Source organism: Weissella diestrammenae, assembly GCF_014397255.1.
Lineage (GTDB): Bacteria > Bacillota > Bacilli > Lactobacillales > Lactobacillaceae > Weissella > Weissella diestrammenae.
This window is the reverse complement of the sequence record NZ_CP060724.1, coordinates 336747-358991: the sequence shown is the minus strand read 5'-3', so window position 1 is coordinate 358991 and position 22245 is coordinate 336747. Positions and strand designations below refer to the sequence as shown.

Annotated in this window: 24 protein-coding genes and 1 tRNA gene; 22 read left to right on the top strand and 3 right to left on the bottom strand. The window is 39.5% G+C overall.

The features are described 5' to 3' along the window. Positions 1 to 137 precede the first annotated feature (137 nt). From H9L19_RS01875 to H9L19_RS01850, 6 genes are all read left to right on the top strand, one after another. A complete protein-coding gene (locus H9L19_RS01875) occupies positions 138 to 1235 on the top strand; it encodes an ABC transporter ATP-binding protein (RefSeq protein WP_187529481.1) in 1098 nt (365 codons plus the stop codon). Then, positions 1219 to 2037: an ABC transporter permease gene (locus tag H9L19_RS01870; RefSeq protein WP_187529480.1), complete on the top strand. Its 819-nt coding sequence runs from the start codon at positions 1219 to 1221 to the stop codon at positions 2035 to 2037. The genes H9L19_RS01875 and H9L19_RS01870 overlap by 17 nt, the downstream gene beginning before the upstream one ends. Continuing rightward, entirely contained in the window at positions 2037 to 2873 is an 837-nt protein-coding gene (locus H9L19_RS01865) for an ABC transporter permease (RefSeq protein WP_187529479.1), read from the top strand. The genes H9L19_RS01870 and H9L19_RS01865 overlap by 1 nt, the downstream gene beginning before the upstream one ends. After that, positions 2870 to 3958 carry an ABC transporter substrate-binding protein gene (locus H9L19_RS01860; protein WP_187529478.1) on the top strand — a complete coding sequence of 363 codons (1089 nt, stop codon included), beginning with the start codon at positions 2870 to 2872 and terminating at the stop codon, positions 3956 to 3958. Before H9L19_RS01865 ends, H9L19_RS01860 begins: the two co-directional genes overlap by 4 nt. Positions 3959 to 4107: 149 nt before the next feature. Then, positions 4108 to 4707 carry a DUF1054 family protein gene (locus tag H9L19_RS01855; protein ID WP_187529477.1) on the top strand — a complete coding sequence of 200 codons (600 nt, stop codon included), beginning with the start codon at positions 4108 to 4110 and terminating at the stop codon, positions 4705 to 4707. Between the two features lie 156 nt (positions 4708 to 4863). After that, positions 4864 to 5706, top strand: a complete 843-nt coding sequence (locus H9L19_RS01850; protein WP_187529476.1) for a peptidylprolyl isomerase — start codon at positions 4864 to 4866, stop codon at positions 5704 to 5706. A gap of 120 nt (positions 5707 to 5826) precedes the next feature. Here the strand turns inward: H9L19_RS01850 and H9L19_RS01845 are convergent, their stop codons facing one another. Beyond that, a complete protein-coding gene (locus H9L19_RS01845; RefSeq protein ID WP_187529475.1) occupies positions 5827 to 6192 on the bottom strand; it encodes a hypothetical protein in 366 nt (121 codons plus the stop codon). Between the two features lie 27 nt (positions 6193 to 6219). Then, entirely contained in the window at positions 6220 to 6669 is a 450-nt protein-coding gene (locus tag H9L19_RS01840; protein WP_187529474.1) for a universal stress protein, read from the bottom strand. A gap of 187 nt (positions 6670 to 6856) precedes the next feature. Here H9L19_RS01840 and H9L19_RS01835 point away from each other — a divergent pair, with 187 nt between their 5' ends. The 13 genes from H9L19_RS01835 to H9L19_RS01775 all read left to right on the top strand — a co-directional run bounded on the left by H9L19_RS01835 (position 6857) and on the right by H9L19_RS01775 (position 20296). Beyond that, complete coding sequence (locus tag H9L19_RS01835) at positions 6857 to 8296, top strand: MFS transporter (RefSeq protein WP_187529473.1); 1440 nt, start codon at positions 6857 to 6859, stop codon at positions 8294 to 8296. Positions 8297 to 8705: 409 nt separating this feature from the next. Beyond that, entirely contained in the window at positions 8706 to 9068 is a 363-nt protein-coding gene (locus tag H9L19_RS01830) for a phage holin family protein (protein ID WP_187529472.1), read from the top strand. 11 nt (positions 9069 to 9079) lie between these two features. Next, complete coding sequence (hprK, locus tag H9L19_RS01825; protein WP_187529471.1) at positions 9080 to 10018, top strand: HPr(Ser) kinase/phosphatase; 939 nt, start codon at positions 9080 to 9082, stop codon at positions 10016 to 10018. Positions 10019 to 10134: 116 nt separating this feature from the next. Then, the gene (locus H9L19_RS01820; protein WP_187529470.1) at positions 10135 to 11154 is read left to right on the top strand and encodes an NAD(P)H-dependent glycerol-3-phosphate dehydrogenase; all 1020 of its coding nucleotides are present in this window, start codon (positions 10135 to 10137) and stop codon (positions 11152 to 11154) included. A gap of 7 nt (positions 11155 to 11161) precedes the next feature. Beyond that, positions 11162 to 12037, top strand: coding sequence for a UTP--glucose-1-phosphate uridylyltransferase GalU (galU, locus tag H9L19_RS01815; protein ID WP_187529469.1), 876 nt, complete (start codon positions 11162 to 11164; stop codon positions 12035 to 12037). Positions 12038 to 12233: 196 nt separating this feature from the next. Further along, positions 12234 to 13181: a thioredoxin-disulfide reductase gene (trxB, locus tag H9L19_RS01810; RefSeq protein ID WP_187529468.1), complete on the top strand. Its 948-nt coding sequence runs from the start codon at positions 12234 to 12236 to the stop codon at positions 13179 to 13181. A 21-nt stretch (positions 13182 to 13202) separates the two neighbouring features. After that, positions 13203 to 14180, top strand: a complete 978-nt coding sequence (locus H9L19_RS01805) for a beta-ketoacyl-ACP synthase III (protein WP_187529467.1) — start codon at positions 13203 to 13205, stop codon at positions 14178 to 14180. Positions 14181 to 14215: 35 nt separating this feature from the next. After that, positions 14216 to 14398, top strand: coding sequence for a hypothetical protein (locus tag H9L19_RS01800; RefSeq protein ID WP_187529466.1), 183 nt, complete (start codon positions 14216 to 14218; stop codon positions 14396 to 14398). 444 nt (positions 14399 to 14842) lie between these two features. After that, positions 14843 to 15106, top strand: a complete 264-nt coding sequence (locus tag H9L19_RS01795) for a phosphocarrier protein HPr (protein ID WP_187529465.1) — start codon at positions 14843 to 14845, stop codon at positions 15104 to 15106. A gap of 50 nt (positions 15107 to 15156) precedes the next feature. Continuing rightward, positions 15157 to 16884, top strand: coding sequence for a phosphoenolpyruvate--protein phosphotransferase (gene ptsP, locus H9L19_RS01790; protein ID WP_187529464.1), 1728 nt, complete (start codon positions 15157 to 15159; stop codon positions 16882 to 16884). Between the two features lie 155 nt (positions 16885 to 17039). Then, the gene (tpiA, locus tag H9L19_RS01785) at positions 17040 to 17846 is read left to right on the top strand and encodes a triose-phosphate isomerase (RefSeq protein WP_187529463.1); all 807 of its coding nucleotides are present in this window, start codon (positions 17040 to 17042) and stop codon (positions 17844 to 17846) included. 87 nt (positions 17847 to 17933) lie between these two features. Next, the gene (gene eno, locus H9L19_RS01780) at positions 17934 to 19262 is read left to right on the top strand and encodes a phosphopyruvate hydratase (RefSeq protein WP_187529462.1); all 1329 of its coding nucleotides are present in this window, start codon (positions 17934 to 17936) and stop codon (positions 19260 to 19262) included. 155 nt (positions 19263 to 19417) lie between these two features. Further along, entirely contained in the window at positions 19418 to 20296 is an 879-nt protein-coding gene (locus tag H9L19_RS01775) for a DNA/RNA non-specific endonuclease (RefSeq protein ID WP_187529461.1), read from the top strand. 55 nt (positions 20297 to 20351) lie between these two features. Here the strand turns inward: H9L19_RS01775 and H9L19_RS01770 are convergent, their stop codons facing one another. After that, positions 20352 to 20552 carry a hypothetical protein gene (locus tag H9L19_RS01770; protein WP_187529460.1) on the bottom strand — a complete coding sequence of 67 codons (201 nt, stop codon included), beginning with the start codon at positions 20550 to 20552 and terminating at the stop codon, positions 20352 to 20354. Between the two features lie 184 nt (positions 20553 to 20736). Between H9L19_RS01770 and H9L19_RS01765 the strand changes: the two genes are divergently transcribed. From H9L19_RS01765 to H9L19_RS01755, 3 genes are all read left to right on the top strand, one after another. Further along, positions 20737 to 21117 (top strand): helix-turn-helix domain-containing protein, encoded by a 381-nt coding sequence (locus H9L19_RS01765; protein WP_187529459.1) that lies wholly within the window; start codon positions 20737 to 20739, stop codon positions 21115 to 21117. Then, positions 21110 to 21568 (top strand): hypothetical protein, encoded by a 459-nt coding sequence (locus tag H9L19_RS01760; RefSeq protein WP_187529458.1) that lies wholly within the window; start codon positions 21110 to 21112, stop codon positions 21566 to 21568. The genes H9L19_RS01765 and H9L19_RS01760 overlap by 8 nt, the downstream gene beginning before the upstream one ends. Positions 21569 to 21619: 51 nt before the next feature. Then, positions 21620 to 21691 (top strand) — tRNA-Arg (locus H9L19_RS01755). Positions 21692 to 22245: the final 554 nt, after the last annotated feature.

Below are 22245 nucleotides of genomic sequence, written 5' to 3'. Positions count from 1 at the left end.
ACGCCCTCAAATTGATTGAGGACGTTTTTTATATGTCTGAAAGGTTATAAATTTCAACAAGCTTTGGCTGATTAAGTTTGAAGTCAATTGAATACTAGTGGTACAATTTTTGTAATACAGGAAAGGTGGCATGAGGTGTGACTCAACCAATTATTGAATTTAAAAACGTCGTGAAAGCTTACGACGAAAACGTTATTTTAAATGCCGTTGATTTAGAAATCGAAGCGGGAAAATTTTATACGTTGTTGGGGCCATCTGGTTCAGGGAAAACGACTATTTTACGTTTGATTGCTGGCTTTTTGTCTGCAACAAGTGGTGATATTTTATTTGATGGTAAGCGAATTAATGATGTGCCAGCGGAAAAGCGGGCAGTTAATACTGTATTCCAAAATTATGCGTTATTTCCAAATATGAATGTTGCTGAAAATGTGGCTTTTGGGATGACTATTAAAGGTAAACCGAAAGCTGAAATTAAGGCCAAAGTTGCCGAAATGCTTGAATTAGTAAAACTGGGTGGTTACCAGAATCGTGAGATTAGTGAATTGTCAGGTGGACAACAGCAACGAGTTGCAATTGCACGCGCTTTGGCGAATGAACCACAGGTTTTATTGCTAGATGAGCCATTATCAGCCCTAGATTACAAATTGCGAAAAGATATGCAATATGAACTGCGTGAAATTCAACAACGGCTAGGTATTACTTTTATCTTTGTGACACACGATCAAGAAGAAGCGTTGGCAATGTCTGATTGGATTTTTGTAATTAATGATGGTGATGTTGTTCAAAATGGTGATCCGATAGATATTTATGACGAACCGATTAATCATTTTGTTGCTGACTTTATTGGCGAGGCGAACATTATTCCTGGTGTGATGATTGAAGATAATTTGGTTCATTTTAATGGCCAAGATTTCGAAAATGTCGATGGTGGTATGCGTCCCAATGAACCAGTTGAAGTCGTTATCCGACCAGAAGATGTTGATATTGTGTCTGAAGCATTGGGAAAAGTGGTTGTGACAATTGATGCGACTTCTTTCCGAGGCGATTATTTTGAAATCACTGGCTATGATGATGATCTTCATGAATGGCAGATTCAATCAACAAATGGGGTCGATGTTGGAACGCGGGTGGGGTTGACGTTTGACCCTGAAGATATCCATATCATGCGCCTAAATGAAACTGAAGAAGATTTTGATACACGTTTGGAGGCGTATGAAGATGACGTCGAAGAATAAACGAACGATGGGGTACATGGTACCATATGTGTTTTGGTTGGTTTTGTTTGTCATTTTACCGTTAGTTTTAATGGTCTTTCAATCGTTTCAGAATTTATATCATCAACCAACAATGAGTAATTATGTTGATTTCTTTAAATCAGGCACATACTTACGCATGACGCTTAATTCCATCTTTTATGCCGCAATTGTCACTTTGATGACATTACTAATTAGCTACCCGATGGCTTACGTATTAAGTCGATTGAAGAACAGTCAATTTTGGCTTCTTTTAGTGATTTTACCGACCTGGGTGAATTTATTATTAAAAGCATATGCTTTCATTGGATTACTTTCAAAAGAGGGGAGTGTCAACCAGTTCCTTGGTTTTATGGGCATTGCACCGCAGCAGTTATTATTTACGGATACAAGTTTTATTTTAGTCGCAGCCTATATTGAGATTCCCTTTATGATTTTGCCCATTTATAATAGTTTGGTTGAATTAGATCCAAGTTTAACCAATGCGGCCAAAGATCTTGGGGCATCAGCTTGGCAAACTTTACGCCAGGTCATTTTTCCTTTAACAATTGGTGGGGTTAAGTCTGGCGTGCAAGCGGTCTTTATTCCAACCTTGTCACTCTTCATGATTACACGTTTAATCGGTGGAAACCGTGTGATTACACTTGGTACTGCAATTGAGGAGCATTTCATGGTGACTCAAAACTGGGGCATGGGGTCGACGATTGGTATCGTTTTGGTGGTTGCGATGGCAATCACTATGTATCTGACGCGTGACAGAAAGCAGAAAAAGAGGGGTGAATAATGAAAAAGCATTATTTGGGTACCAGTTATTTAGTGTTTGTCTTTATTTTAATGTATGCCCCAATTTTTTATATGATATTTTTCGCTTTTAATCGTGGTAACTACATGACGAGCTTTACTGGTTTTTCATTGCGCCATTTCGGGAATATGTTCTCTGATCGACGATTGATGAGCATTTTGCTTAATACATTTATTATCGCTTTTTTGTCATCATTGTTGGCGACGTTAATTGGTACATTTGGTGCATTGGGAATTTATCAAACGAAACAAAAAGGGATCAAAAATATCTTGTTATCTTTGAACAATATTTTGTTGGTCTCGCCAGATGTCATTATTGGTGCATCATTTTTGATTCTATTTACAATGTTTGGACTCACTTTAGGCTTTGGATCGGTATTGCTAGCGCACATTGCCTTTTCGATTCCAATTGTTGTTTTAATGGTACTGCCACGCTTAAATGAAATGAATTCAGCGTTGATTAGTGCTGCACAAGATTTGGGCGCAAATTGGCGACAAGTATTAAGCCGCGTCATCTTGCCTTATGCATGGCCGGGAATCCTGGCTGGATTTTTTATGGCGATTACTTATTCATTAGATGACTTTGCAGTAACCTTTTTTGTGACCGGGAATGGCTTTTCAACATTATCAGTTGAGATATATGCACGTGCACGACATGGAATTGATTTGTCAATTAACGCCTTGTCAGCGTTAATGTTTATGGTATCGCTGATTTTGGTCATGATTTATTATTACATTATGACACGTAGTAAAAAAAGTACTCAGACAAAACGAGACAAAATGATTGTGGAATCAAAGGAAATGGTGGTTAGGCGATGAAACGATTAGCATGGTTTTCAGGTATTATTCTTGCGATTGTATCAGTACTAGCAACAATTAATTTTGTTTTGACAAATCAATCGCAAAGCAAACGAGCAAAGCAAGGTCAACAAACATTGACCATTTTCAATTGGGGTGATTATATTGACCCAGAATTGATTAATAAATTCGAACGTCAAAGTGGCTACAAAGTGGATTATGAGACCTTTGATTCAAATGAAGCCATGTTTACTAAAATCAAGCAAGGTGGCACGCATTATGATCTAGCCATTCCTTCTGATTATATGATTCAAAAGATGAAAAAGGCCAAATTACTTGTGCCATTGGATCATAAGCGACTGACAGGTTTGAAATATTATGACCAGCAATTTATGGACTTAGATTTTGATCGCGATAATCGCTATTCAGTACCTTATTTTTGGGGCACGCTTGGTATTGTGTATAATGACAAGTATGTTCAACCGGATGAAATCAAGACATGGAATGATTTGTGGCAGCCTAAGTGGCGTAATTCAATTATGTTATACGACTCAGCCCGAGATGTGATGGCGGTTGGGCTGGCATCTAATAATAATAGTGTGAACACTAAAAATATGGGTGAGTTAGCAGCGGCAAAGGGGCGGTTAGACGCATTGATGCCTAATGTTAAAGCGATAGTCGGTGATGAAATTAAGATGTATATGGCACAAGATGAGGCCAAATTGGCTTTGGATTTTTCTGGTGACGCGGCACAAATGATTGCTGAGAATCCACATCTGCACTATGTAGTCCCAGCTGGAAAGGGAAATATTTGGTTTGATAATATCGTGATGCCTAAAACGGTTCAAAATAAACCAGCAGCATATGCCTTTATCAATTTCATTTCTCAGCCAAAGAATGCAGCTCAAAATGCGTTATATAATGGGTATGCCACGCCTAACTCGGCAGCCAAACGCCTATTACCGCAAAGTGTGCAACACGATTCGCAATTTTATCCAACACAACAAATCTTGGGTCAATTGCGGGTTTATCAAGATTTAGGATTATACTGGACAGAAGCATATAATGATTTATTTTTGGAATTTAAAATGTCCACTAAACGCTAGTTGAGGAGAATAATCAATGTCAAAACGTAAAAAAATAATAATGATTGAATTGATTGGTTTGGGTGTGTTTGCTTTGGCTGTTATCTTAGGATTGATTTCAGAGCTAGTCTAATTGCGTTAAGTCAGCATAGTAGAATGGGAGGCAATTCATGTTTACACAACAGCATTTTGATGTTTTTTCTGAGCCAACGTTACATGGGCGCATGACACAAATTCGATCAGTTTTAGATCCTGAGTTTGAGTTATTTGCAGAAAAGGCGCTACCATTACTCGAACAAGATGGGCAACAATGGACAGCACACGTTGCTAAACATTTGCGACGAACGGTTAACCCACCAGAAAGTACATGGATTGCATTTTCACCAAATCGGCGCGGATATAAAATGATGCCACATTTTGAGTTGACTATGTGGCAAAATCGACTCTTTATGAGTTTATCAGTGCTAGAAAATGCGAAAGAAACACCAGGAAAATGGGCACAATTATCTAAAAAAATAGAAGTAGCGCAAGACTTGATTGCGCAATTACCAGCGGATTTTGTTAGTAGCAAGGACCATATGGTAAACGAAGTAACGCCAATTGATGTAAAAAACATCGTCCAGAATTTCACGAAGAGCCGACAAAATGAATTGATTATTGGTATGTCAATTGATGCTAAATCGGATCAGATTGGGACTAATCAGACAGAGCAAACATTGTTGCATGCCATCCAAGCGTTATTACCGATATATGCGATTATACGGGATTAATTGGATATGTCAGAATGGCATGGTCAATGAAATTGTGGAAAATCAGAATATACCAGGCTTGTGAATGGAAATCTTTAGCTTCATTTAAGTTGATTATTCCATAATTGACTAGGCATGGTGCTAGATTATTCAATATTAAAATAAATGGAGATGAATATGAGTAAAGAGAATAGATTAGGGTTGATTATTGGCGGTATCTCACTGGTATTGGTTGCTATTTTAGCTGGTGTCGGTTTGATGACCAAACAAATTAGTTCAACTGATAGTCAGAGTGATTCTTCTTCATCAACTTCGACGCGAAAAACTGAAAGTAAGGCTAAATTAAATAAAGAGACATTACCTCAATTATCGACAGATGTGGCCTCAGACGAATCGGAAGTCGTTTTGAATACATCAGAGGGTGCGGTCACGATTAAATTGTTTAATAAGTATGCGCCTCTGGCAGTTCAAAACTTTATTACGCATAGTAAAGAGGGTTATTACAATAACACGACATTCCATCGTGTGATTAAAGACTTTATGATTCAAGGTGGTGATCCTAAATCTGCTGAAGATGCTAACGCGTCTGATTTAGGTGCTGGTGGTAAATCAATTTGGGCATCTGGTGAACATAAGAATAAAAAGATTGATTCGGGGAATGGTTTCAAAAATGAAATCAGTTACAATTTGTATAACATTCGTGGGGCATTGGCAATGGCTAACGCTGGCGCCGGTACAAATGGATCACAGTTCTTTATTAATCAAAATGCAACAGATGTGACAAGTAACTTGGACACCAAGACCTATCCAGATAAAATTGTTGATGCTTACAAAAATGGTGGTAATCCTAATTTGGATGGTAGCTATACAGTGTTTGGACAAGTCGTTTCCGGCATGGATGTGGTTGATAAAATTGCCAGTGCAGAAGTGACAACGAATGCATCTGGGACGGAGAACTCAAAGCCAAAGACACCGGTTAAAATCGAATCTGTCACAATTGTTAAAGAAGCAACCAAATAATTATTATTTAACGAAGTGTGCTATAAGAAATAGCACACTTTTTTATTTTAAAGAGATATAATAAATATTAGTAAAAACAGCCATTCGAATACGAATGGCTGTTTAGGTAATTATTGTTAGTTATCCGACATGTGATGTCGAGATGCCAGCATGTGATTCGGCGGTATTATGAACTAAAATCTGAAAATAGTTATCAAATCCGTGCGCATCATAACTCTTCATCAAGGCAACGATATCGGCAGGACTCCACTCATGAATAACGATGGCACCATCGTTATAGGTTAAGGCATGTGCCATTGAAGATGTATTTTCAACAAGATAAAAAGTATCGTTAGTATCAAGATACAATAATTGTAGTCGATGAATATTGTTTACGGTAGTTAAGCCTGCTAGTGAACCTAAAATAGAGTCATTAATCACGCGATCACTGACATTGTCGTGTCGAAATCTGTGAATGGTTTCAAGTTGATTCCCGATAATTTTCATAGCATAAACCTCGTGAGTGTATGTGGCTTAGTTTTGAACAATCAATACGTCTGTTTTTGAATTTTGGACGACAAACGCAGCGACCGAGCCAACAATGAGACGTTCCAAACGACTGAGACCAGACTTTCCAATGACGGTCAAGTCAATATGATGATCAGTTGGGAATTCAGACGCGATGACTTTTTTAGGTGAACCAAAGCGCATGTGTATGTCCACAGCTAGTTCTGGGTAAAGCGCTAAGACGTGTTTACGATAACCCTCTAGTTTTTCTTGCGAGTCTTGAACAAGATGATAGACGACATCACCAGTAATTGACATGCCAGCCACGCCTGAAAGGGAGTTTGTATCGATGACATATAGCAAATCCAAATGTGAATGATTACGTTCAGCAACCGCAGCCGCTTTTTCGGCTACTAGGGTAGAGATGTCAGACCCATCAATTGGGGCCAAAATATTGTTATATGTTTCCTCATTCATAATAGAACCTCTTCCAAAACTTATTTACATATTTATTATACCGCTAATTGACTATTCTTGTAAGGGGTTACAAAGATGAAAAGATGAAGGTTTCTTGAAGATGAGGAAACGAGTGAAACTGGCATAATGGCTTGCTTGAATGTATTAAATCAGTTAAAATCAGTATTTCTGGAAAGAAGGTATTAAAATGAATCAAACACAACTTTCAACACGGCGAATTTGGTTAGTCTTACTAGCCATTGGCATGTTTACATTCATGTCAACGTTAGATTCGTCGATTATTAATATTGCGTTACCTGTGATTTCAAAAGACTTAAACATCCCAATGAATCAAGCGACATGGTCAGTATCAATCTACTTGATTATGATTTCAGGATTATTGACTCTATTTGGTAATTTAGGGGACCAAATGGGAAAAATACGTATTTTCAAATGGGGAACATACGTTTTCACATTTGGTTCAATGTTAGCCGGTATAAACTTAGGTTTACCTTTTCTATTATTTGCCCGAGTGGTGCAAGCAATTGGCGCGGCAATGACAATGAGTAATTCGTTTGGCATTTCAACGACGATTGCACCGCAAAAAATGCGGGCACGTGCGATGGCAACTATTGCGATGTTTGTTTCGTTAGGGGCGATTGCAGGTCCAGCCGTTGGGGGCTTGATTTTATCAATTCTACCTTGGTCGTATATTTTTTGGATTAATGTGCCGTTGGGTATTGTGACCATTATCCTAGGTGCATTTCTATTTCCTGCTTCTGAGGGCAGTGAAGAGCCGTTATCAGTTGACTGGGTCGGTGTAGCTTTACTATTTTTCTTAATTACAACTTTCTTTGTTGGCTTAAACATTGGTCAAGAAAACGGTTTTTTCTCAATGTTACCAATTTTGAGTTATGGATTAACTTTATTATTGTTAATGGGATTTATTTATTGGGAGCAACGTGTATCGAAACCATTGCTTGACCTAAGTATTTTCAAAATCAAGCTTTTTACTTTGTCAATTCTGACTTCATTTTTAGTATTTGCCTCTGGCTTTTTCATTAACGTATTATTGCCATTTTATCTGCAAAATTTGCGAGGCGTGGCGCCCGGTGAAGCCGGATTATATATGATGGCGTATCCAGCCGCAATGTTGATAGGGGCACCAATTTCTGGTGCTGTGGCTGACAAGTTTGATCGTGAAAATGTGACTTTGTTTGCTTTGACAGGAATTACAATTGGTATGGCGGGGTGGCTTTTCATCGATGCTCATTCACCACTTTTCATGGTTGTAATTTTAGGGGCATGGACGGGGTTAGGTACAGCATTCTTCAATTCACCTAATAATGCCATCACGATGTCCAATGCACCGGCTGCACAGCTTGGGGTTGCGGGATCTTTGAATGCCTTGGCTCGAAATTTGGGGATGGTATCGGGAACAACTGCTGTTACAACGGCGTTATATTTGTCAATGTCGCAACAAATTGGACATCAGGTTGTGACGTATCCTGTTGGCAAGCCAGAAGTTTTTGTTCAGGGAATGCATTTTGCGATGGTCTTTGGCCTTTTGTTGGTCATCATCGCCTGGCTATTAACGGCATACCGCGTTGTATTACGTATGAAAAGTCAAATAATTCATCATGATTAACCATGATGAATTATTGCAAAAGATTAATGACATATCACCTTGCCGAACCGCCTTACTTAGCATGTGATATGTCGGCTGTGGCTTGTGCTTTTGATGAGTTTCACGTATAATATGACTTATGCGATGAGTCGAGAAAAATCTTTCTTAGATTTTTTATTAAACGGCCGACATAGACACCCGCATTGGTGGTCGGTGCAAGGGCTGTTGTGGAACAAAACTTGCTGCACATGACTAACTTATCAGAAATGATTTGGTGTACGTTGACTGATTAGGTAAAACTAATCACCTGAGTTAACGCAGGTCTTACGTTAACATGCCAAATATAAAACCTCGAGATATAATGTCTCGGGGTTTTTGTTTTAATTTTGGTATAATGAAAACGATAATCAAATTCAAAGAGGCAATTAGTATGACATTCAGACGTTTTTCTTTTCTGCAACGCTTAATTATTAATACAGTGATGTTTTTAGCTTTAGCTGGTTTATTTCCGCAAGGAATGTATGTCGAAAATCTTTGGACAGCTGTGTTAGCAGCCTTCGTCTTGGGTTTTCTTAACGCATTTGTGCGACCAGTTTTGCATTTTTTGAGCTTACCACTCACAATTATTTCGATGGGGTTATTTGCGTTCATTATCAATGCTTTCGTTCTTTGGCTAACAAGTTGGGTTGTTGGGACTGGTTTTCAATTTACGAGTTTTGGCTGGGCTGTTTTGATTTCAATCATCATGTCGTTGGTGAATGCAATTTTATCAAGCTACTTTAATCGGGAATAGCGGAGGCAATCATGGCAAAAAAAATTACAGTTAAAGATTTGTTAGCAAATACGCGCTTAAAAATTGTGACTGGTGAAGAATATTTAGATCGTGAAATTGTGACAGCTGATATTTCACGACCTGGGTTGGAAATGACGGGTTACTTTGATTACTATGCACCAGAACGTGTGCAATTAATGGGTATTACTGAAACATCATTTGCAAAGCGAATGAGTCGGGATGAATTGTTAATTATTGCTCGCAAAATGATGGGGTCGACAACACCCGGTTTTGTGGTTTCAACAGGAAGAGAGTTGCCACCTGAATTTATGCAAGCTGCTGCAGAGGCGAAGATTCCAGTCATGGCAACCGAACTGACTTCATCGCAAATCTTGTCTAATATGACATATTATTTATCCGGTAAACTGGCCGAGCGTCAGTCGGTACATGGGGTCTTGATTGATATCTATGGTTTGGGGATTTTGATTACTGGTGACTCTGGCGTTGGAAAATCAGAAACAGCTTTGGAACTAGTTCAACGTGGTCACCGATTAATCGCTGACGATCGTGTCGATATTTATCAACAAGATGAAGAACATTTGATTGGTGAAGCACCAGCCATTTTGAAAAATCTAATGGAGTTACGAGGTGTGGGTATCATCGACGTATTAAATCTATTTGGTGCTGGTGCGGTGCGTGAGCATGCAACAGTTGCTTTTAACTTGCATCTTGCAAAGTGGGAAAAAGATTCAGAATTTGATCGACTGGGGAATGGCGAGGACAAAATTACGATTCAAGGTGTTGATTTGCCTCGAATGGTCTTACCGGTGCAAACTGGGCGTAACCTTGCTGTTTTGATCGAAACGGCAACCAAAAATTTCCGAGCGAAACGAATGGGCTTTGATGCAACGGCAACGTTTAATCAAAATTTGAATCATTTAATTGAAGAAAATTCACATACAGATGCCTAGACGAAACATATTTTCATTGATAGAATGAAACCGCTTTAATTATTATTTTTAATCTACAGCAAAATGTGATAATCTATTATAGAAGTTGATATAGTCAACCTTATAGGAGGAGTACAGTGAGTAAAAAAACAATTGCCGTACTTGGCGCTGGTTCTTGGGGAACAGCATTAGCAAATGTTGTGGCTGAGAATGGGCATGACGTTCGCCTATGGGCACACCGCAAGGAAACAGTTGATGAAATTAATAAGCACCATATGAATAAACGTTATCTTGGTGATCGTGTGCTACAGGCTAGCATCGTTGCAACTGATGATATGCAACAAGCAATTGATGGCGCAACGATTATTTTGAGCGTTGTACCGACGAAAGCAACACGTGAAGTTGCTGGGCAATTGAATCAGGCGTTATCAGCGTTAGCACAATCAGCGATTGTGGTTACCGCGACTAAGGGCTTAGAACCTAAAACTTATCAACTGGCAACAGAAATTATTGCTGATGAGATTGATGCCAAGTGGCTCAATGGGTTAGCTGCAATCGCAGGACCTTCTCATGCTGAAGGTGTCATCAAACATGATCCAACTTTGGTTACGGTGGCCAGTCAAAACCAAAGTGCTGCGCAACAAGTGCAAGCCGCCTTTAGTAATTCATCATTTCGTGTGTACACGAATGATGATTTAGTTGGCTCAGAATTAGCTGGCGCATTAAAAAATGTGGTAGCCATTGCTGCAGGTGCTCTCCAAAGTCTTGGGTATGATGACAATGCTAAGGCAGCACTCTTTACTCGTGGTCTGGCTGAAATTGCACGCTTAGGTGCTGCATTTGGGGCCGATGAGGCAACGTTTATGGGCTTAGCTGGAGTGGGTGATTTGTTCGCTACGGCGACATCAATTCATTCACGTAACTATCGGGCTGGCTTACAATTGGGTGAAGGCAAGTCAATGGATGAAGTCATTGCCCATATGGGCATGGTGATTGAAGGTATTTCAACTACTAAGGTTGTCCATGAGCTTGCTGCAGTAAAAGGGGTTGAGATGCCGATTGCTAATGCAATTTATCAAGTTATTTATAAAGGTCAAGCACCAAAGGATGCCATTAAAGCATTAATGGATCGACCATTACATCATGAAGGGAAGTAACAACATTATGAAGCCAGTACGTAAAGCAGTCATTCCAGCAGCCGGACTAGGAACGCGTTTTCTACCAGCAACTAAGGCATTAGCCAAAGAGATGTTACCAATCGTTGATAAGCCAACAATTCAATTTATCATTGAAGAGGCTTTGGCTTCTGGTATTGAGGATATCGTCATTGTTGACGGTAAATCAAAACGTTCAATTGAAGATCATTTTGATTCAAATCCAGAGTTGGAAAACAACTTGAAGGAAAAAGGAAAGTTGGAAATGTTGAAGTTAGTCGAAGAAACGACTGACATCAATCTTTACTTTATCCGTCAATCACATCCACGTGGGCTTGGAGATGCTGTTCTAACGGCTAAGGCATTTATTGGCGATGAACCTTTTGTTGTCATGCTTGGCGATGATTTGATGACTGATGAAGTGCCGTTGACGAAACAACTCATTGAACGTTACGAGCAAACGGGTGATTCAACCCTTGCGGTGATGAAAGTGCCACATGATCAGGTGTCAGAATATGGTGTGATTGCGCCTGAATCTGAAGTAACACCAGGATTGCATAAGGTGTCAACATTCGTTGAAAAGCCTAAGCCTGAAGAAGCACCATCTGATTTAGCAATTATTGGTCGTTATCTTTTGACACCAGAAATTTTTGAAGAATTAGAAAAAACACAACCAGGTAAGGGAAATGAAATTCAACTAACTGATGCCATTGATACCTTGAATAAGCGGCAACACGTTTATGCCCATGAATTTAAGGGTAAGCGCTTTGACATTGGTTCAAAAATTGGATTTTTAACAACTAACATTGAATTTGGACTTAGTCACCCACAAACAGGTGATGCATTAAAAGCATATATTAAAGATTTGGCTAAAACGCTTGATTAAGTAGTCATCAAGAGCGGGAAACCGCTTTTTTTGTTAGTGGAAATTTTGCCTGATAGTAACCGTTAATAGCGAGCGATGACGACATATGATGAATTTGGACAACTTGTTTTATGTACAATTTAAGAGAAAATGAGTAAAATATAGCTTAAGTGATGAGATGGAATGAAGATAAGAACTAGTAGAAAGGAAGCTTAAAATGACACAACATTATGACACAATTGTGATTGGTGCAGGTCCTGGGGGGATGACGGCGGCGATTTATACGGCGCGGGCCAATATGAAGACCTTGATGATTGATCGCGGTATTTACGGTGGTCAAATGAACAATACCGCTGAAATTGAGAATTACCCAGGATACGTTTCAATTCAGGGACCAGAATTGGCTGAAAAAATGTACGCTTCAACGACAGCGCTGGGGGTTGAGTATGCTTTTGGTAATGTCGAACATGTTATGGCCCAAGATGCTTTGACGTGGCGTGTGATAACTGATATGGATGAATACACAGCTGACTCAGTCATCCTCGCAACGGGTTCACAATATAAAAAACTTGGTGTTCCTGGGGAAGAGCAGTATGCAGGCCGTGGTGTGTCATATTGTGCCGTCTGTGATGGTGCGTTCTTCAAAGGGGAACACGTCGTTGTAGTTGGTGGTGGTGATTCAGCGATTGAAGAAGCAAGTTATTTAGCTGGAATTGCCGATCGTGTGACGGTCATTCATCGACGTGATACGTTACGCGCACAAAAAATTCTGCAGGATCGTGCCTTTGCCAATGATAAAATTAACTTTATTTGGGACTCTGAGGTGCAAAGTATCATCGGTGACGATACTAAAACGACAGCAGTTCAAATCAAAAATCGGAAAACCGGTGAAGTCAGTGAGTTAGCAACATCAGGTGTCTTCATTTATGTTGGGTTATTACCAGTTTCAGAACCGTTTGCATCATTGAATGTCACTGATGAGGAAGGCTGGGTTGTGACAAACGATCAAATGGAAACAACACAACCAGGTGTTTTTGCTTTGGGCGATATTCGGCAGAAGACTTTACGACAGATTACAACGGCTGTTGGTGATGCAGCAATCGCTGGACAGAATGCATACGCATATTCTGAAAATGTAAAAATGGCAAAATTGACTGCAAAATAAAAAGGAAAAAGGCATCTACACATGACGCAAGGAACGAAAATTGTTGCTTCGGCGCACTATGTGCCAAAAGATATCATCTCAAATGATGATCTAACGGCAATTATGGATACCAGCGATGAATGGATTCAAGCACATACTGGTATCCAAGCGCGACATATGTCGTTGCAAGGAGAGAATACATCAGATTTAGCAACGCAAGCGGCAAAACAGGCACTTGATAATAGTGATTTAACCGCAGATGACATTGATTTGATTATTGTGACAACTTTTACGCCGGATGGGTTGGCACCGTCGACGGCCGCACTCGTACAAAGAAATTTAGGCGCGCATCATGCTTGGGCATATGATATTTCAACGGCGTGTGCAGGCTTTGTTTTTGGTATGAGTACCGCGGATAAATTTATTAAAAGTGGGCAATATAACCATGCGTTAGTCATTTCGGCAGAAGTGAATTCTAAAATGATGGATTTTAAGGATCGGACCTCAGCTGTATTTTTTGGAGATGGCGCAGGGGCAGTTATTTTATCTGGGACTGACATGGCCAATAATCAAGTCATTGGGGAGCAAATGCGGACAGTCGGTAATGCTGATGTTGTTCATTCTGGTCGGATTGCACCAATGAGACAGTTATCAGCTGACAATTACCCCACGATTGATGCCTTTCAGCAAATCGGGCGACAAGTGTTTGATGAGGTGATTTCAATCATTCCAGATCATGTTGAAACATTTTTAGCCACTAAGAATTTAGAACCAGCTGATATTGATTTTTTCATTACGCATCAGGCAAATTTGCGCATTATTGAACAAATTGCAGCGGCAATCAATCAACCAATGACAAAATTTTCAACCAATGTTGTGTACTATGGCAATACATCATCAGCAGGTATCGCAATGGCGTTTGATGAGTTAGCAAAAAAGGAAAAATTAATCGGGAAAAAAGTACTATTGACTGGATTTGGTGCAGGCTTTACCTATGGTAGTTTGTTATTGCAATTTTAAAATTGATACGATGAAATAGTAAAGGAGCGGTGACAGTGGATTATTATGAAATATTAGAAGCGCTTCGATTGGGCGAACGGCAAGAATTTGTATTGTCACATGATGACTTTCCATTATTTTATGAAGTATGGCGAAATTATCCATACCAAAATACGATTCGAGGCATCGCCGCACAAGGTGGGCAAGTGACCTATGTCCGGGCAGATGAAAAAGAGTAATCATCGATGGCTAAATTTTTATCGTTTGACGATGGTAAATTTGATCGTCAAAGCAAGCATTGCAGCTTGCTTTTTTTATAAGTGGGCGACGGTCATATGCGATGATGAGAGCACTGAATACAAAATAAATTGCTCTGAAATGTAAGCGTAAAAATGTCAAAGCTAGACTAAAGATTAAGTGTTTTTATGAAATCAAGTTGAGATACATGGTAAATGAGTGAACGTGAGATTTCTAAAAAATACGATTAAAAGATGATGAAAAAAGGCGTGGTTAAGCGCTATTCAATGCCGATTGTTCGCGTTTATTGAACATTTATCGAATAATATTGTAACCGTTTGCAAATAGCCAGCGATATCGGTATAATGATAGATATAAATAGAGCCAACGCTCTAGTTATTATAAAAAATTGTAATAATTACAAAAATCAGAGGAGCATGTCTATCATGGAATCACGTGAATTTCACATTGTAGCAGAAACAGGTATCCACGCACGCCCAGCAACTTTGTTGGTTCAAACTGCGTCAAAGTTCGCATCAAATATCACTTTGTCTTATCAAGGTAAGGATGTTAACTTGAAGTCAATTATGGGTGTTATGTCATTGGGCGTTGGAGAAAACGCTGACGTAACTATTTCAGCTGATGGTGATGACGCATCGGATGCGATCGCAGCTATTTCTGAAACAATGTCAACAGAAGGTTTGGCATAATATTTAATTGTCTTTGTTAATACCATACGAACAAATGAGGAGAATCTGATATGGCGCAAGTTATTGAGGGAATTGCTGCATCAAATGGTGTTGCGATTGCGAAAGCCTATAAGCTAGTGGATCCTGATTTGTCTTTTGATCAAGTCACAATTGATGATGTTCAAGCAGAAAAGGACCGCGTTAGCGCGGCCTTTTCTGTATCTAAGACAGATTTGGAACAAATTCGGGATAAAGCTGTTCAAAATATGGGCGCTGATGAGGCTGAAGTGTTCACGGCTCACATCATGGTTTTGGAAGATCCTGAGTTAATTGGTGGGATTGAAAATGCTATTGAAACAGATAAGATTAATGCCGAAGCAGCGTTGAAAAATGTGACGGATATGTATATCAGTATGTTCGAAGGAATGGCTGATGATAATCCATACATGGCTGAACGTGCGGCAGATATTCGAGATGTGACAAAACGTGTGCTATCACACTTATTGGGAAAATCATTGCCAAATCCAGCGCTAATTAAAGAAGAAGTCATTATTGTCGCCAAAGACATGACTCCTTCAGATACAGCACAATTAGATCGTCAGTATGTTAAAGGCTTTATTACAGACTTAGGTGGTCGTACGGCACACGCGGCAATTATGGCACGGACGCTGGAAATCCCAGCAGTTGTTGGGACGGGAAATGCATCATCATTAATTAATGACGATGATCAAATGATTTTGAATGGTTTAGACGGGTTCGCTATTGTTGACCCGACGGATGTCCAAACGCAAGAAGCCCAGGCTAAGGGAGCTGCTTATGAAGCTCAAAAAGCAGAGTGGGCTAAGCTAAAGAATGAACGCTCAGTTTCGGCTGACGGCAAGCAGTTTATTGTGGGGTCAAATATTGGAACCCCTAAAGATTTAACTGGTGTGCTTGAAAGTGGTTCTGAGGGGATCGGACTTTATCGAACAGAATTTTTGTATATGGATTCAGCCGAGTTGCCAACAGAAGAAGACCAGTTCCAAGCATATAAAGCTGTTTTAGAAGGTATGTCGGATAAGCCGGTGACTGTTCGGACGATGGATATTGGCGGCGATAAGAATTTGCCATACCTACCATTGCCAAAAGAAGATAATCCATTTATGGGTTATCGTGCTATTCGGATTTCATTGGATCGGACTGATATTTTCAAGACTCAATTACGTGCATTATTGCGCGCATCTGTTTATGGTGAACTTTGGATTATGTTCCCAATGATTGCCACAATTCAAGAATTTAGAGCAGCGCGTGATATTTTTGAGGCTGAAAAAGCTAAGTTGATTGCCGAAGGCGTTGCAGTATCTGATGATATTAAACTAGGAATCATGATTGAGATTCCGGCCGCTGCTTTGTTGGCAGATCGTTTTGCTCAAGAAGTTGATTTTTTCTCGATTGGGACAAATGATTTGATAGCTTATACAATGGCTGCTGATCGTGGTAACGAAAATGTGTCATACCTTTATCAGCCATATAATCCATCAATTCTACGAATTATCAAAATGGTCATTGATGCCGCACATAAATATGGCAAGTTTGTTGCAATGTGTGGTGAAATGGCTGGTGATCAAATTGCCGTGCCAATCTTAGTTGGAATGGGTCTAGACGAATTTTCAATGTCATCAACGTCTGTTTTGCAGACACGCGCACTGATGAAACGTTTAAACACAGTTCAGATGGCAGAACTTGCTGGACGGGCTTTGAATCTTGATACGAATGATGAAGTCAAAGCATTGGTTGAAGCTGAGGTTTATGCAAATTAAAACCAAAACTAAAACGATTGAATTTCGATTCAATCGTTTTTTAAAAAATAAATAAGCGTTTGGACGCACAAATTTAATTACTACATTAGTCGAAAGTGACATAGTGGTGAAGAATAGGCCGTGTGCGGTGGCACATCCTGTGGGGGAAATTAATCATGGAGATGATGAAACGACGACCATTAGTGGTAGCAAATTGGAAAATGAATAAACTACCAAGTGAATCGTCAGCATATATTAAACATATTGAAAAAGAGCTAATCCGGTATCCGGATGTCATTTCTGTTTTGGCAGGACAAGATGTGTTATTGCCAGCAATGTTAAAGGCAGCTAAAGAGACGTCAGTTGCTATTGGGGCTGAAAATATGTATTGGCAGGAAAAAGGGGCCTTTACTGGAGAAACATCGCCAGCTGCATTGGAGGACCTAGGTGTGACTTATGTTATTATAGGTCACTCAGAGCGCCGTAATTATTTTCGAGAAACCAATGAGATGGTGAATTTAAAGGCAATTGCAGCGATTGCGCACCGATTAATTCCAATTATTGCAATTGACGAACCCATTGTCCAAGGGGATGATAATGATCGTTCGCATTGGGTAGTGAATCAAGTCATCGAATCACTAGAAGGTATTTCAGCGCAACAAGCCCAACATGTCATTCTCGCGTATGAGCCTACCGCGGCCATTGGGAGTGGGCAGCCCATTACGCCAGAATTAGCTGAGTTTAGTCTACGACGGATTCGACTTACTTTAGCAGATATGTATGATTGGCCAACGGCAAATGCCATTCGAATTATGTACGGTGGGTCCGTTAAACCAAATAATGCACTTGAATTAATGCGCCAACCTGATATTGATGGGGTACTAGTGGGGGATGCAGCGCTGAATCCGGATACATTTCTTGAATTATGCCGATTAGCAAATGAAGCACTATTGGAAAAAATAAGTCAGCTAGACGAAATATAAATGTTAATTATATGGTATAATTTTCATGTGATGAGCTATCTGGCTCAAATAAAATTACTATTTTGAAGCGCGTAAGGAGAAGACAAAATGTCTGCAATTACTGATATTTACGCACGTGAGGTTTTGGACTCACGTGGTAATCCTACTGTTGAAGTTGAAGTTTACACTGAATTAGGTGGCTTTGGTCGTGGTATCGTGCCATCTGGTGCATCAACTGGTGAGCACGAAGCTGTTGAATTACGTGACGGTGACAAAGGACGTTTCCTTGGTAAAGGAACTTTGAAAGCCGTTGAAAATGTTAACACAATCATCAAAGAGAAGTTGGTCGGTATGGATGTTACTGATCAAGTTTTGCTAGATAAGACGATGATTGCTTTGGATGGTACACCAACTAAAGCTAAGTTGGGTGCAAATGCCATCTTAGGTGTATCAATTGCTGCTGCACGTGCCGCTGCTGATGAATTAGGAACACCATTGTACAACTACCTTGGTGGGTTCAATGCACACACGTTGCCAACACCAATGATGAACGTTATCAATGGTGGTGCGCACGCGGCCAATTCTGTTGACTTCCAAGAATTCATGATTATGCCTGTTGGGGCTAAGACTGAAGCTGAAGCTGTTCGGATGGGATCAGAAACTTTCCATGCTTTGCAAGCTTTGTTGAAGGAATCAGGTCATTCAACTGCTGTTGGTGATGAAGGTGGATTTGCACCTAACTTTGCTTCAAATGCAGAACCATTTGAATATTTGTTGAAGGCGATTGAACGTGCCGGCTACAAGGCTGGTAAGGATATTGCGATTGCCTTTGACGTTGCATCTTCAGAATTCTTTGATGCAGAACGTGGATTGTATATCTTGGATGGGGAACCTGAAAAGAAGGAGTACACAACTGACGAATTTATTGACTACCTATCAGCATTGGTTGATAAGTATCCAATCGTTTCAATCGAAGATCCACTTGATGAAAATGAATGGGATGCTTGGGTTAAGTTGACAGACAAGCTTGGTGACAAGGTACAACTTGTTGGTGATGATTTCTTCGTTACAAATACAGAGTATTTGAAGAAGGGAATCGATATGGGCGCAGCCAACGCTATTTTGATCAAGGTTAACCAAATTGGAACTTTGACTGAAACGATGGAAGCCATTGAGATGGCCAAGGAAGCTGGATACACAGCTATCGTTTCACATCGTTCAGGTGAAACTGAAGATACAACTATTGCTGACTTGGTTGTTGCTACAAATGCTGGTCAAATTAAGACTGGATCATTGTCACGTACTGACCGAATCGCAAAGTATAACCAATTGATGCGCATTGAAGATTTGTTGACGCCTACTGTAGCTGACTACAAGGGAATTAACAGCTTCTACAATATTGATAAGAGTGCTAAAGAAGCAATTATCAACTATTAATTAGTGAATTAAATTGATTTAAGACAGTCACGGATCAACCGTGGCTGTTTTTTTAATACTCTGTTTTCTTTTTTTATTGCTTAATCGTTGGGTGCGGTAAAGCGAGGGATAGCGTATAATAAAAAAATAATTTCAAAAATGGAGTGGCAAGCGTGATGCGCAAACAAAGACGAAGGCAAACCCAAACAACCATATGGGGCACGGTATTGGTAGTTGTAGTAGCAATTTTACTAAAAACTGTTGATGGGGAATTTAATTTTAGTAATAAAAATCGTTCAACAACTAATTACGCCACAAATCAATCGATTCGAGTTAATCAGGATATTGATTATGGATCGACCAGTGATTTGAAACCAGGTGAACAACTTGCGAGTTCTGTTTTATCAGATGAAGTAAAAAAGCAGTTAAAGGCGAAACAGATTCAGTTCAATGGTTCTGGGGCGTTTATCATTAATCAGAATCAAACCACATTGAAAACGGCTGTTAATTCAGCACCGTATGTCCAATTGAGTGCAATCGATTCGCTTCAAAGGCCTAAGGTTGCCAATGCTTGGTTGAACCAGACAACACGTCAATACCAAAATCGCCAAGCGACTGGCAATAATCGAACGATTCAGCCGGTTGGTTGGCAACAGATAAAACTTGGGGGACGTTATCAAGTTTTATATAACCGTGGTCATTTAATCGGATATGCAATTGCAGGTAATGCCAAAGGGTTTGATGCAAGTGAGGCCAATGTGAAAAATATTGCGACCCAAACAGCATGGGCCAATCAAGCATCTAATGGCGATAATCAAAATACCGGACAAAATTATTATGAAATATTAGTCCGCCGCGCACTTGATCAACATAAAAAAATTCGTTACCGTGTGACACCAATTTATGAACAAGATAATTTAGTACCGTCGGGTAATCAAATCGAGGCTAAATCATCTGATGGCACTTTAGTTTTTAACGTGTTTGTGCCAAATGTTCAACCTGGCGTTGCAATTAATTATCTGACTGGTGAAGGGAAAGTAGTCTCAGTCAAATAAAAAAACACTAGTCCGAATTGCTTTGGACTAGTGTTTTTAAATGATTGATGGAATATTAATGGCTAATAGCAATATTCATTGCGTCGCGTTCTGGGTACCCAGAAGAGCGTTTGTACAGATAAATTGCCATCCGATACAATCCACGCCAGAAACGTCGTGTAGCTTGTACAAAAAGGGTGAATAATGTAACGAAGCCAATGATTGTCAAAATAAGAAAGAACGAAATAATAAATAAAATTGCTGATGTTGAATACATGTGGTTGACCTCCGAAAAATTTCAAATTTAATAGTTAATGTTTAGCCTAATTAATTAGGTATGACTCAATTATATATTAGGTTAAAACTAAAATCAAGTGTTTGTTAAGTTTAACCTTGAAACGTGTTAAGTTTCAGTTTATAATGCTAAGTAATAACTGGATAAACAAATAAAGGGGTAAACTATGGCAGACTTAGACGGTAAAATTATTATGGGGCAAAATATTAAACGATTGCTCAAAGAAAATAATATGACGGCAGTTAAGCTAGCTGGTGTTGTTGGGGTTTCAACAGCAACCATTTCAGATTGGTCAAATGGTAAAACATATCCACGAATTGAAAAATTAGAGTTAATGGCAAATTTCTTTGGCGTTACTAAATCTGATTTGGTCGAAAATCAAGTGCGGACAGAGACAAGTGAATCTGCCGAAGAGCCAACGTTAATGGCTGCACATTGGGGCATTGATTTATCGGGATTGCCTTCAGATGAACGCCAACGTGTCATTGATCGGGCGAAGTCATATATTGAAGGTTTAATTACTGATTATGAGGATCATCATGCATAGCACTGCGTATGAAGATTTATTAATTCGAATTGAGAACGATTTAACACGAACAGGGCTCAATCCTGTTATTTCTGACACAGTCCCTTTACATGCAGAGACTGAGCTCGATGGTGTAACCTTTATAAAAGGGGAAAATGTTTTTATTTTTATTGATAAAGATTTAGATTTATTTTCTAAAGCGAAAACATTGGTCGAAGAGTATTTTCATGCCATTTCAGATATTGGCAATCATTTAGATTATGATAGTATTCGGGCTCACAACGATGAGGTAGAGGCCCGTGAATCCGTTATCACGTACATGACAGATGAAAAACAAATCATGACATTGGCACGTCGTTACGCTGATCAACAGTTTGGGGCGTGGGTACTGGTTGAAGAACTAGGCTACGACCCAAATTTTGCGAATGAGACAATTAATTATTATCAAACACGAGGCGTGATACCTTTTTAAATGTGATAGAATATTTTGGGATAAATGTGATATACTGTTATGTGTTGTAAAGCGCGCCTAGTGTAATGGATATCACGTGAGATTCCGGTTCTTGAGATGAGGGTTCGATTCCCCCGGTGCGCATCATATATTTTTGAAACCCCGTTGTATCAACATTAACGCTGATACAACGGGGTTTCTTTGTACCTATCAATTTCATACAATCTCACTGAATATCATCAAATACACATCTGATGTGTATTTACATGTGTATTTGAGAACGTCCTTTTTAGAAGTTTACCAAGCTCGTAAATATATCTGCGGTGGTATCTTTCATCTCCTGTGTGACGGCCGTATAGATTGATAGGGTGGTTTGCACATCATCTTGCCCAAGTTGAGATTGTAGCGGGGCTAACAGCCAACCTAGCTGAGCTGATAATATGACGAAGGTGCACCTGTTATATTAGATCATCAGGAGTGCACTAAAAAATGATCTAAAGTATGCCCGCTGTCTTCAGCAATTTTTTCTCGATTGCAAATACTTCGAATGCTATAATCATTAGTGAGGTGGCGTTGGCCAAAATAACACACGACCGTTAAATATGACTTAGGATATGAATTACTAGGCAGGTTGCAGGTGTGATTTTGTCAGCTGAGGGGCTGGTGACCATTTGGTGGTGATCGTCATAAAAATAGAT